We start from the raw sequence: 13,167 nt of genomic DNA, 5'->3' as shown, positions 1-13,167 counted from the left end.
CTCCATCAGAACCCACATGCGAGTAGAACCCTTCGTTTATTTTTCGTCCCCTTTTCATTAATTGAATTACTTATATATCTTATTTTATATTATATATTGGTGATTTTATAAAATCAATACACGCTTTATACAAGAAGTTTTTAGATATTTTATTATATCTCACAGTCCTAAAACAGACTACTTCAAGGTTGAAAAAATAAAAGCCACTGTGCGACAAAGCTTTTATCGCACAGTGGCTTTCCTTTAATGACCCTATCCAATTACATATTTTTTACAACAAGTTGATTCCCATCGTAGTCCACAAGAAGCGTTTCACGCGGTTTGACATCCGCTTGAAGGATCTTTTTTGCAATCAGCGTCTCTACTTTGCTCTGAATAAAGCGTTTTAACGGACGTGCACCATAAATTGGATCATAACCGCTGTCCACAATAAAGGTCTTTGCTGCAGGTGTCAACTCCACACGCAACTGCTTATCTGTCAGACGGCGTTGCAAATCGGCAATTTGCAGATCTACAATATGACCGATTTCATCGCGCGTCAAAGGCTTGTAGAAGACAATCTCATCCAAACGGTTCAAAAACTCCGGGCGGAACTGCTGTTTCAACAGCGCATTCACTTGTTCTTTCGCCTGATCGCTGATCTTGCCATCCGCATTGATGCCTTCCAATATGGCATTTGACCCCAGATTCGAAGTCAGAATAATAATCGTATTCTTAAAATCCACTGTACGTCCCTGGGAATCGGTAATACGGCCATCATCCAAAACTTGTAATAGGATGTTAAATACATCTGGATGAGCTTTTTCTACCTCATCAAAAAGGACAACTGAATACGGCTTCCGGCGAACTGCCTCCGTCAGCTGGCCGCCTTCCTCGTATCCAACGTATCCCGGAGGCGCTCCGATCAAACGAGACACCGAAAATTTCTCCATATATTCCGTCATATCGATGCGGATCATATTGTGCTCGTCGTCAAACAATGCTTCTGCCAAAGCTTTCGCCAATTCGGTTTTCCCGACACCAGTCGGCCCCAAGAAAAGGAACGAACCGATCGGCCGGTTCGGGTCTTGAATACCTGCACGGGAACGCAGAATGGCCTCTGTCACCTTCTGTACCGCTTCATCCTGGCCAACCACACGACGATGCAAAATATCGTCAAGATGGAGTAACTTCTCACGTTCGCTCTCCATCAATTTTGAGACTGGAATCCCTGTCCAGCGGCCCACAATTTTAGCAATTTCCTCCTCTGTAACCTTGTCACGCAACAGGTTGGTGTCGGAAGATTGGCTCTGTTCTGCGATCTGCTCCTCCTCTGCCAACTGCTTTTGCAGCTCTGGCAGCTTTCCATATTTATATTCAGCAGCCTTGTTCAAGTCATACATACGTTCTGCCTTTTCAATCTCCGCATTAACCTGCTCAATTTCCTCACGCAACTTCTGCACTTTCCCAATAGCCTGCTTTTCGTTTTCCCACTTTGCCTTCATTTCCTTAAATTGGGCACGCAGATCTGCCAGTTCCTTTTGAATTTCCTTTAGATGTTCCTGCGTGAGTGGATCGGTGTCCTTTTTCAGAGCCGCTTCTTCGATTTCATGCTGCATGATCTTTCGGGAAATATCATCCAGTTCCGTCGGCATGGAGTCGATTTCCGTACGGACCATTGCACAGGCTTCATCCACCAAATCAATCGCCTTATCCGGAAGGAACCGGTCGGAAATATAGCGGTTTGAAAGCGTCGCAGCAGCAATCAATGCCTGATCTTGAATCTTAACCCCATGGAATACCTCATAACGTTCCTTCAAACCACGAAGAATGGAAATAGTATCTTCCACACTCGGCTCATCGACCATGACTGGCTGGAACCGACGCTCCAAGGCTGGATCTTTTTCAATATATTGATGGTATTCATTAAGAGTCGTCGCACCAATACAGTGCAACTCCCCACGTGCAAGCATTGGCTTCAGTAAATTACCTGCGTCCATGGAGCCCTCGGTCTTGCCGGCACCCACAATGGTATGCAACTCGTCAATGAAAAGAATGATCTTTCCTTCGCTTTTCTTGACCTCATTCAAAACTGCTTTTAGGCGTTCTTCAAATTCGCCGCGGAATTTTGCTCCAGCGATCAGAGCACCCATGTCCAAAGAAAAGATCTTGCGGTCCTTTAAATTATTGGGCACATCCCCACGCACAATTCGCAGGGCTAAGCCTTCAGCAATAGCAGTCTTGCCCACACCCGGTTCGCCAATCAAGACGGGATTATTTTTGGTTTTACGGGATAGGATACGGACTACATTCCGGATCTCATCGTCGCGTCCGATTACCGGGTCGAGCTTATGATTCTTTGCCAGCTCGACCAAGTCCTGCCCATACTTGGAAAGCGCGTCATAGGTTTCTTCGGGTGTGTCACTGGTCACGCGGGTATTTCCACGGACACTCGAGAGTGCCGCCAAAAACGCATTTTTCTCGACTCCAAAGCGTTGAAACACATCCTTGACCGCATTGTTTGGCCGATTCAGTATCGCAAGTAAAATATGCTCGACAGAAACATATTCATCTTTCATACGATCTGCTTCTTTTTCCGCAGCGGTCAAAACAGCATCCACATCGGTGGAAACATAAATTTTCCCTGCTTCACGGCCAGGACCAGTTACACCTGGTATACGGGAGATCTTTTCTTTCACAGCCTGTTGGACAGCATCACAGTCCACATTCATCTTTTTTAGCAGTTGTGGAATCAAACCATCCCTCTGTTGCAGTAAAGCTGCTACAAGGTGTTCTTCCTCAATTTGCATATTGTTGTTTTCTATGGCGAGGTTTTGGGCTTCCTGGATGGCCTCCAAGGACTTTTGGGTAAATTTCTGTGCGTTCATGTTCAACCCCTCCTATCTGTTACACATTCAGTGTTCATGCGGGTTTCTATTAATTTTTTAGCACTCTTATCACGAGTGTGCTAAAATTATATTCTATATATATGAATAAATCATGAACAAACAAAGGACTTTATGTAAACCAGCAGAACGCACATAGAATAGGGAAAGAATTCCCTATTCTTTTGCAGATATTCGAAAGTGCAATAGAAATTTTTGAAGAAAGCAAAGGAGACGATCCATTCCTTGAAATGGACCGTCTCCTTTCGTATGGTCAGATATTCATACCCTAATGTTTGTATCGTTTCGAGTAAATTTCCTCCTGTTTAAATTTCACACAGCTTTCGATCAAACAATTGTCACTGTACAGTGCTTTTGAGCGTTTTGACCAGGCAGCGTAGTATAGACGCCTGTACTTTGGCCAGGTATACCGATCGCATACACACGGAAATAGAAATCGTTGCCAATCTTTGCCACAAATTGGGTCTTAAGCACATCACCGTTTCCAACCGTAAAGTTCGGAGTTCTATTGTTCCCATTTACAACGTTCATCTTGAAGCAGTAGGAAGCACCTCTCTTCAAAGTAAAATCTACGGTTGTATCCGAAACCACCTCAGCCTGTCCTAGCGCTGTCTGCAAGGCCCCAACAACCACGGTTCCTGACGAGCCATAGGTGTTTCCGGTAGAAGATGAACTGGAACTATTCTTTCCAGAGCTATTTGAGTGACCAGAATTCTTGCGTTCCAGATTGTCCATAGCCTGTTTAAGCTCCTCTTCAACCGCTTTCACAATCGGTTGATCGTCTTCACTCAACTGGTCGTTTTCCATGACCGCTTCTGCCTCTTGTATAGCTTTCTGCAGAGCATTTGCTGTTGACCGTGTATACTGGGTAAGATCTATCTTTTTAGCACTTTTTAGGAGCGCATCCAAATTGGATTTATTAGCCTTTAAACGCAATTCCAAGATGGCATTCATTAATCGATCGGTTGCTATATCGACGGTATCTTGTCCGGCGAACTCATCCTCATAGACCTTCTGCGCCTCCTGGAGTGCTTCTTGGAATTCCTCTTTTCCCGCGTCCACATAGTTATCTAGGTTATAGGTACCCGCTGCTGTGATTACCTGCAACAATAGAGTCTTATCCCCGCTCCGCATGCCTAACGCATGAATCCACTTAACAAGATTAGTCCAGCTCTTGAGCACATCCTCTTCGCTGGCTTTTGGATCTGCCTGCACTACTTTTGCTTCTTGAAGCGCCTTTTCAAAACCTGCTTTTACATCCTCGATGACATCATTATAGTCTTCCGCCTGTTGTTGCTCTTCTGCGTAGTCGATCACCTTGTTGAGCAGAGTCTTATCGACTTCTTCCTCTTCCGGTTCCTCGGGTTCTTCAGGTTCTATATCTGCATAGTATTGGGATCGTAAGACAATATTTAGGGTTTCTTTAACATTCTGTTTAACAATATCTAAGGGAAGGATTCCATCCAGGATGTCTTGATAAAATGCATCAAAATTACTGATGCTGGCCATCCATAGATTATTGCCAGCCGCAAAAGAACGATTGATGTCCGCAGTATGTCCCCAGTCCGTCATAAATACACCGTCAAATCCCCATTCGTTGCGTACAATCTTTTGCAACATATCATAGTTTTCCGGTGAATACGCGCCGTTGATCTTGTTGTAAGAAGTCATAATTCCCCATGGTTTTGCATCCTTTGTGGCAATTTCATATCCCTTGAGATAGATTTCACGCAATGCACGCTCTGAAACAAACTCATTGACCTGCTGGCGGTTCGTTTCCTGGTTGTTACATGCAAAATGCTTCAAAGTTGCGCCAATTCCATTGGATTGGACACCACGTACCACAGCCGCGCCAGAATAGCCGGAAATTACCGGATCTTCTGAAAAGTATTCACTGTTTCTGCCTCCCATGGGATTGCGGTGAATATTCATACTTGGTGCAAGGAAAAAGTCAATTCCGCCATCTTTGCATTCACGGCCAATAGACTCTCCATATTGTTCTACAAGCTCCTGATTCCAGCTGGAGGCAATCACAGTCGAACTTGGATATACCTGGAACCCACAGCTTCCCACACCGTCTCCCCAAGAGGATTCATTATAATACCCGATGGTTTCCTGACGGTCCGCCATGGTCATTCCATAAATATCGCGCTCCGTTATCCCTGCCGTACGCCCTGTGACCTGGCGGTCTGTCAATGTATTGACCTCCATCACAGGCTCGCCATTTAGGGTGGGTTTTCCAAAATTTTCAACATCCGGACAGCCGGAACACATGGCAGCCAATTCAACCAGAGTCAAGTCGTCTACAAATGTATCCAAGGATATCTTTCCAGAAGCCACTTCATTTAAAGAGTAGCCTTTCGTATTCTCCTCCATGGACTCTGCATCGACGGGCACGGCTGTCTCCTCCGTGCAAAGTGCATCCGCATTGGTCGAATCCGCATCTTCATCAAATCTTCTTTCTACATTTCCGAATTCCGCCTCAAAAGTTTCCTCAGCGCCGGTCCCTTCCAATACATCGATCGGTTCCTGCGGAACCATATAATGTCCGACATTTTCCGTGGCCTGTGTGGCATTACAAATAAAGGTCTTTTCCCCTGTTATGTCGCGGACGGAATGACCGAACTTGATTCGATACACACCTGCATATAAATAGTATGCAGAAGCAGTCTCATTGTACAGGGCCAAGTCGCTATAATCAAAGGAAATGCTGACCTCCTGAGACTCTCCCGGCTCTAACAGATCGGTTTTTCCATAGCCAAGTAATTGGATGGCAGGTACATCCACACCATCCATACTGTCGTTGTCTGTTGGATAGGAAAAGTACAGCTCAACAACGTCCTTTCCGGCAACATCTCCCGTATTTTCTACTTGAACTGTGGCCGTCATTGTTCCGCTGCCGTCGCTAGAGAGCTTGTAATCACTCCAGGTAAAATCCGTATAAGACAGGCCATAGCCGAATTCATATGTAACCGGTACATCAAACGTCTCAAAATAGCGGTACCCCACATAAATATCGTCTGTATAGTAGACAATAGGATTCCCTTCCTCGTCCGTACCATCGGAGTCCGCCCAATGGGAAGAGGACGGATAATCCTCCCAACTTTTGGCATAAGTATCCACCAATTTACCAGATGGGTTGACAGCACCCGTCAAGATATCTGCGAGCGCATTGCCGCCTTCATTGCCCGGCAGCCCTGCCCAGATAGAAGCGTCAATGTGCTTATCTTTTACCCACTGCATATCCACAGTATATCCCGTGTTAAACACAACAATTGTTTTGTCAAACGTCTGATTCACAGAATCGACCATCGCCAGCTCATCGTCTGTCAAATAGTAACCGCCCTGGGTAGCTTTTCCTTCAGAGCCTTCTCCATTTTTTCGATAGAATACAATCAACGCCACATCGGAATGTTCAACTGCTTGTTGTAGGATTTCTTCTGGAATAGCTTCATCTTTTGTCACATCGTTATACCAGTTGCGAAGATCTTCATTTATTTCCAAATCTTCTGACGCTTCCAAGCCTTCCATGATATCGATGAAATTTTCGTCCAAACCATCATAAAAGCTACCTGTGCTCCATTTGTTCTGTCCAACGCCAAATACAGAGACTACACTCCCTTTGCTCAAGGGTAGTACTGGTACCCCACTTCCTTCTCCTGTTTCTGCATCCTTTTGCTCATTTTCCAGCAGGACCATCCCTTCGTCAGTCAATTGTTTGGTAGTCTGTTTTGTAAAAATTTTTGTAGATTCTTGCAAAACGGTGTCTTTGTCAAAGGCAAATGCGGTTGCTGTGGAAGAGAACATCAGCATTGCAGCCAGTAAAAAGGAACCTACTCTACGCAATGATTTCTGTCTTTTCTCTTTATTGGATTTCATCGTATTTTGTACCTCTTTTCCATACTGTTTTTCATCCAAAATTACAAAAATGTGTGCACATACATTTGTTTTGGATTTCCGTGTTTTGCTGTCCTGAGCATACATCTCCACAGCAAACCAGGACAAGGAGCATTTTTTCTTTTTCTATTCTATTTTTTAGTATTTTATCCATGTAATTAAAAAATGTATTTATTTAAAATAGGTATAATACTACTATTTAATAACGATTTACTTTAAAAAACGCCTATACAGATTCAAAAATAGATAAAAAGTGATCGATGAAGGAAGGGCATTATTTCTATTATATTTTCCAAAATAGGTAAATTTGTGTTATACTTATACAATAAAACCGTAAATAGGGAGAGGGAACATCATGAGTCAAAAACCATTATCTTATCGAGGAATTAGCTTTTATAAGTTGATGGGTGCCTTTTTTGTCGTAGTATTTTTATTCGCCGTATTGACAGTGGGATTGACTCTACATTTTATGAACCAAAACAATCAGGCAACAGAAACTTCCTATGCAGAAATGGCCAACAAAGTATTGCAGTCCGCCCCTTCCATGGTTGCAGGTTACTATCAGATTGCAGATCTCATTGCAGATATTCCAGAAATTGGACAACTCTCCTGTGCCGATACGTTTCCCATAGAGGCTCAGGAAGCAAAACAATTTTGGAATCACTTCGATTCTGTCTATCACTCTACTATGTCAGGAGCCGGAAATGTAGCCTGCTTATATTTCCAGAAAAGCAACCATACGATGGGGCTCGGAAGCTACAGCAATGATCCATATCTCAGCGGTGAGATGACCGGTGATTTTGGCCTGACCGAGGAGCAATGGCAATATCTTATTACTGCTGGAACACAAACGCGTGCCTTTTGTTTAAAAACCGATCAAATGTCCTTTGGACGACTGATGCTCTCCAAAGAAATCTATCCAAACGTTGTTCTGTTGGCTGGAATTACAGACTTCAATCTGCAAAATACACTCCAAAATTTCTACCTTCCGCCTAATTCACAGGCCATCCTTCTCACCAGCGATGATCGTTTTATTTCTTCTACAAAAGAGCAAAATCCTCTCGATGGATATCTGTCGTTTACACAGATTTCTAGTATGGCAGACTCCAAGACCATCGATGTGAGTGAATCTCCTTATTTTCTGTTTCACACCCCGTTCGCCGAGGGTAGCGTCGAGCAAATTGTTCTCATCCCCAATACGATTCAAGACGGCCAATTGCAGATGATTCTCAATGTTGTTCTGTTTGCTCTTTTTAGTTGGCTCGTTGCAGGTGGAATCTTTTCGTACTTATTTGCTTCTCGCTTTTACCGGCCCATTGGGAAATTGGTACATGATCTTCCTGTACAGGACATCGACAAAAACGACCCGCATGAGTTCCAAGTGGTTTCTACCGCAGTCCAAAAATTGTATCAACAGACACAAAATTACGAGCAGCAGTTGAACCAGCAAAATCATCTGCTCGCAGATAGTCTGCTCCTTCGGTTGCTACAGGGAGAACTTTCTTTCTCCGACGAAGTAGAGAGTGCGTTCTCTCATGTAGGTTTTACACTGACATCGCCTTTTGTCATATTGATGGCTCAACCGGAACTTTCCGAGGTGTTGGACTCTTCTAAGAGTTTCCCTTCTTTGGATACATTGCAAGAAATCTTATCCAATTTTTTGGCAGAATCCGATTATTCCTGTTATTTAACAGAATATCGGGGACTTCTGATCGGTCCAGTATGCCCCCCTTGGGAAGTGAGTCTTCTATAGAATTGGTTTTACGCAAGCTCCAGAAACACATTCACTCTTCTCTGGATGTACCTCTCTCAATGGTACTAAGCGAGATACATATATCCCATGCAGAGTTCTTCGACGCCTATCGGGAGGCCTCTGAAACTTGGGAATACAACCTCTTGATTGGTGAGGCAGGAACTGTCCGACAATTTCAATCTTCTCATCGTTTGTCTGAGTATGATTCCTCCAGTGTCTTTTTGAACAACATGCGTAAGTTGGAAAACTGCCTTCAAGCTGAAAACGACCAGGAAGCGATTTCCTGTATACGGCATATTTTCCAGACTTTATCTGCTGGTACTCCTGATGCTGCTCCCTCCATCCAAAGGCGATTACATTACCTGTTCGATACGGTTCGCCTATACCTTTGTGAACGAGATGAATCATCATCTCTCTCGAAACGAAAGGACATTACCCCTAAAAAAGGGCAGAACTTAGACGATCTCTGCGAAGAGCTTTGTGATGCATTGCATGCAATACAAAAAGCTGAAGAAGATGATCCTCTAAAAAAACGCAAAATTCACCAAATCACGCAGTATATACAGGAGAATTATCAGGACCCAAATCTTTCGGCAGGAGCAATTGCTGAACAATTTCACATCAGCCTTCCCTGGCTTTCCAACCTTTTCAAGCGGGAACTGCACATCAATTTTTTAGATTACCTCCACCGCTATCGTATTAAAAAGGCAAAAGATTTGATCCTTCAAACCAAATATAATATTGGCGACATCGCAGAAATGGTAGGGTACACCAATGCGGTGACAATGACGCGGGCTTTCAAGCGCTATGAAGGAATCACACCAAGTTGGTATCGTCAGAACCCGCCAGTAGGGCAAAAAAGAATTTAAAAAGAATCCGAGATGAATTATATCCATACCGAGGTTGTCCATCCCCAGCATGGAGAAGAACCTATAAAACCTCAAAATTTATTTCTATAGAAAAGTTCTCTCAAAAAATAAACACTTCTAGAAATAAAATGGAGAGAGATGATTCATTCCTCTACCACTACAACCAGTGTGCTTTTTAAGTTTAGACCAAGAGACAATGAATAGAATCCTCTTACAATAAAACTGTGCAGCCATCTTTCAGATGGCTGCACAGTTTTATTGTACACAGTGTTTCGTCTATAAGTGTCTTTTTTCTTCGATTCCTCTATTATAAGTATAAACATTATTTTAAAGTTGTGTCTCTTTTTCTCCATCTATCCGATTTCTCTTCTTCTTGAAACCTGGTAAAAGTCTCCTCGCAAAACAAACCGCGGTTCGCTCCCCTTCTGTTTCTTTTGAAATATTCCAGTAGCAAAAAGAATCGCCTGCCATAAACTGTTAGGGAGAAACAAGGTTGTGCGTGCGTCTGAAACGCCGCGCGCCGGGTTCTTTTCCCGACTTTTCAGATGTAAGGAGGATTTTACTATGGATGAGAACAATTGCAATTCCACGCCGCAGGAGCCAAGCGGGAATTTCAAAGAAGCGGTATGTATCGACGCCATGCGCATCTATGACAGTTGTAGTGAATAACACTATTCATTCTATAAATATCAATTTATTTACAGATGATTTCATCAATCTATACACCACATATTACAATCCGGCGAAACGTTGGGTCCTCACCCAACTAAAGGACCCCTACGATGCGGACGACGTTGTGATGGAAGCCTTCAACTGGATCATTGAAAATAGTATCGACATCTTTTCATCCGCGAAGAAATCCGATCAAGAATACTTATCAAACGTTGTATATAGTTCTGTTCGCCGCATATCTCGAAAATATATTCGGCGTCTTCAGATGAAGAAAAAAAGGATAGATTCTACTTTTGACCTTGACAACATTTTAGCTTACAGCATATTTACTCAAGAAACCTACATTGAAGTTGACACCATAGAACAAAAACTAAAAAGACTCCCTAACAAATATCGAAGGGTGATAAATTACTATGTTTATGGTTACTCTACGAAACAAATTGCACAGCTATTACAAACCACTCCAGAAAATATACGTAAAATAAAATATCGTGCACGCCAAAAACTAAGACTGTACGAATCTAATAATTTACATATTTCGCCTAAATCTTCTAATATCTTTTGACAAGTTGAGGAAGATTTATGGATTTTAAAAATTTATTTGAATATTCTTCTTTTAAAGGAGGAATATTCATGTCATTTAAAACACACTTTGCAAGCGACATTTATCACATTCGTACAGACAAGCTAAAACTGACACAACAGCAAGTTGCAGATGCCGTATCCATCTCTCTGCGTGAATACCAAAAGATCGAAAAAGGAGAAATTGCCCCCGGTTCTGAAATCTTTCTGCGTCTTGTCTTTTTCTTAGGGGTAGACATTGAACGTTATAGGCAGGACTTATTAAGTCAGACTTCAGATACGTTATAATTGCGCCTGCTGCCCGGCTACAATGTTGTAAGCGGTGCGGGATAATTTTTAATCAACATGCCAATAGTTCGTTCTGTGATGTCGTCTATCGTAGCCGTAAACGCCCTTCCGGTTTCCGCTGTTGTAACAATGGGGACTGCCGCACCTGCCTGCAGGGTCCCTGTCACAAACCCGTCTTTGGTAATTACCCCTTTCCCTTCTACAATGTCTGCGGCAATTACGTCTGCCTGCGTCTGCGCGGTCTGTCATCCCTCTATGGTAGTATCTACCTCCTCGCTGGTGTATGCTAATAAATACGATTCCGTCGCCAATAGACTACACATGTTCCTTCCACATGACGGAAACGTTTTTCGTTACGCTCGCATTGTCTGCAAGAATAGAATTTTCATTCTTAAGGCGCTCCGTCGCCGACGAAATTGCCTATTCCATCGTTAAAGATGCTTGCTAGCCAAAAGTTGCTGTATCTTGCATGGATACGAAGCCATCTTTTATGTAATTCTCAATAAACGACTGTGTCTGTGAAAAGCTGTAGCCTTGCCTATCCATAGTCCTTTGTAGTCCCAACATAGCACTGGACAGGTCAGATGTAACTTTTACAGATTCCCTACCAAAATTAACAACGGTCCCCACGCTGAACGCTACGGCAACTGTATTACTGATACTGGATATGGCAACCTATCATTCGCCTTTAAGCTCAGATAACCCCTTTTTAAAACCGCTGTTGTCTAATTCTGTGTCAATAATTACTTTTCTGTCTGTCAACCCGTCACCTCTGAACTAAAAATGTGCATAAGAAAACCGCCCCCTGATGGAGTGCGGTTCATTATCTCGTTATTCGTAATGTGTCCACATGCTGTAGATTGCTACTACTTGTTCTTCTTCATACACTTTATACACCAGTCGGTGTTGTGCATTGATTCGGCGAGAATAAAATCCATTTAAATCGCCCACCAGTTTTTCATATGGAGGGGGATTCTGCCATGGATTCTTTTTCATCACACCGACCAGGGACTGTGCTTTCTTGGATAGTCCACTCTGTTTCAGTTTTTGTAAATCTTTTTGCGCGCGTTTTGACAACTTTACTACATACATATTTACCACTCCAGATCATCGGCATTCACCATTTCATCAAGCGGCTGTTCTGCCTCTGATAAAATTGCCTTTGTCAAGCCAGGAACCGATGTAATCTGTAATGTAGCCATTAAGCTATTATATTCCTCTTCGCTCATAATGACGGCGTTCCCTTTTCTGGTATTTACATTGATTACATCATTATAAGTGATCGCTTGGTCGATATATTCAAACAGGTTCTTTCGCAAATTGGTAATGTTTGTATTGGTCATAACAAACTCCTCCTTTTTGCCAGTATATGTACATTATAGCGTACATATACTAAAAAAACAAGAGATTTCTATTTGTTCTTGTCTCTCCTATCCCATACATTTATTTCAACCTATTTGCCCGTAGAAAGAAAGATGCAAACTATGCGTCTGACATCCTTGGAAAATTGCAATTTCAACCCACCTACCCGTAAAGAGCAAGACGCATGTGAGTTTTGGGCGGAAAACGCCGCAGGGATTTCAATCCACTTGCCTGTAAAGAGCAAGACAGCAAATAGTAACAATTCTATGGTGCTACACTTATGCAATACTACTGATTATCTGCCTTTCCCCTCCTTCCACATATGGATATTCAGCGCGATATTACCAATCGCGACATCGATTTCTCCGCGTATTCCGTCAGTTAAATATGTTTGCTTGGACTTCGCACATTTCAATCCTTTTTGTGGCTATACTAATGCCATGATCTATGTGCAGAGTTTTGACTCCACACCATACAGCCACAATGCGATTTCTACACCACTATGGTTATACATACATGAACGTTTCATCATCATAATACTGTCTATATTTTTGTTCAAATTCCGCTTTCAGGTTTAACCCTATCCCATTAAAATCCTAAATAGGCAGGGGGATATAACCATCTTCTCTGACGCTTGTCTGGTGGGAGTAGTCGCAGAAAATCATCTTTCGGTAAGATTGGCTGATCGTTGTAATACATGACTTGAACGGGTATAGAATCCTTCAAGATTTCTTCCATTTCATAGAACCAGTTAATATATGCCTCTGTGAATAAAATTCCTTTTTTATCTGTGAACTTGTGGGCGATCAGCTCACAGGTTTTTTAGTGACTTGGTTATATGACAACATACGTCCGGTAG

At 42.7% G+C, this 13,167-nt stretch carries 9 protein-coding genes; 4 read left to right on the top strand and 5 right to left on the bottom strand.

From position 1 onward, the window contains the following. Positions 1-260 precede the first annotated feature (260 nt). Together clpB and B9Y59_RS03435 are read right to left on the bottom strand one after the other, a co-directional pair. Entirely contained in the window at positions 261-2,867 is a 2,607-nt protein-coding gene (clpB, locus tag B9Y59_RS03440; RefSeq protein ID WP_085531807.1) for an ATP-dependent chaperone ClpB, read from the bottom strand. Positions 2,868-3,212: 345 nt separating this feature from the next. Then, positions 3,213-6,764, bottom strand: coding sequence for a glycoside hydrolase family 3 protein (locus B9Y59_RS03435; RefSeq protein ID WP_158088937.1), 3,552 nt, complete (start codon positions 6,762-6,764; stop codon positions 3,213-3,215). Between the two features lie 373 nt (positions 6,765-7,137). On the opposite strand from B9Y59_RS03435, the gene B9Y59_RS03430 reads away from it, so the two are divergent. The 4 genes from B9Y59_RS03430 (at position 7,138) to B9Y59_RS03410 (ending at position 10,946) form a co-directional block, all read left to right on the top strand. Then, positions 7,138-8,535, top strand: a complete 1,398-nt coding sequence (locus B9Y59_RS03430) for a hypothetical protein (RefSeq protein WP_085531803.1) — start codon at positions 7,138-7,140, stop codon at positions 8,533-8,535. A gap of 59 nt (positions 8,536-8,594) precedes the next feature. Further along, positions 8,595-9,404 (top strand): helix-turn-helix transcriptional regulator, encoded by an 810-nt coding sequence (locus B9Y59_RS03425; RefSeq protein WP_158088936.1) that lies wholly within the window; start codon positions 8,595-8,597, stop codon positions 9,402-9,404. A gap of 568 nt (positions 9,405-9,972) precedes the next feature. Next, positions 9,973-10,641 carry an RNA polymerase sigma factor gene (locus tag B9Y59_RS03415; protein WP_085531797.1) on the top strand — a complete coding sequence of 223 codons (669 nt, stop codon included), beginning with the start codon at positions 9,973-9,975 and terminating at the stop codon, positions 10,639-10,641. Positions 10,642-10,658: 17 nt separating this feature from the next. Next, complete coding sequence (locus B9Y59_RS03410) at positions 10,659-10,946, top strand: helix-turn-helix domain-containing protein (RefSeq protein ID WP_082402161.1); 288 nt, start codon at positions 10,659-10,661, stop codon at positions 10,944-10,946. Between the two features lie 17 nt (positions 10,947-10,963). On the opposite strand, the gene B9Y59_RS15640 is transcribed toward B9Y59_RS03410, so the two are convergent. The 3 genes from B9Y59_RS15640 to B9Y59_RS03400 form a co-directional block, all read right to left on the bottom strand. After that, on the bottom strand, positions 10,964-11,113 hold the full coding sequence (locus B9Y59_RS15640) for a hypothetical protein (protein WP_158088935.1): 150 nt from the start codon (positions 11,111-11,113) through the stop codon (positions 10,964-10,966). Between the two features lie 664 nt (positions 11,114-11,777). Continuing rightward, positions 11,778-12,038, bottom strand: a complete 261-nt coding sequence (locus B9Y59_RS03405; protein WP_054323845.1) for a Txe/YoeB family addiction module toxin — start codon at positions 12,036-12,038, stop codon at positions 11,778-11,780. Between the two features lie 2 nt (positions 12,039-12,040). After that, positions 12,041-12,289 carry a type II toxin-antitoxin system Phd/YefM family antitoxin gene (locus B9Y59_RS03400; protein ID WP_054323846.1) on the bottom strand — a complete coding sequence of 83 codons (249 nt, stop codon included), beginning with the start codon at positions 12,287-12,289 and terminating at the stop codon, positions 12,041-12,043. Positions 12,290-13,167 lie beyond the last annotated feature (878 nt).

Source organism: Anaeromassilibacillus sp. Marseille-P3371, from assembly GCF_900169665.1.
Taxonomy (GTDB): Bacteria; Bacillota; Clostridia; order Oscillospirales; family Acutalibacteraceae; genus Anaeromassilibacillus.
The sequence above is the reverse complement of the archived record's forward strand: the minus strand, read 5'-3'. Positions and strand labels throughout refer to the sequence as shown.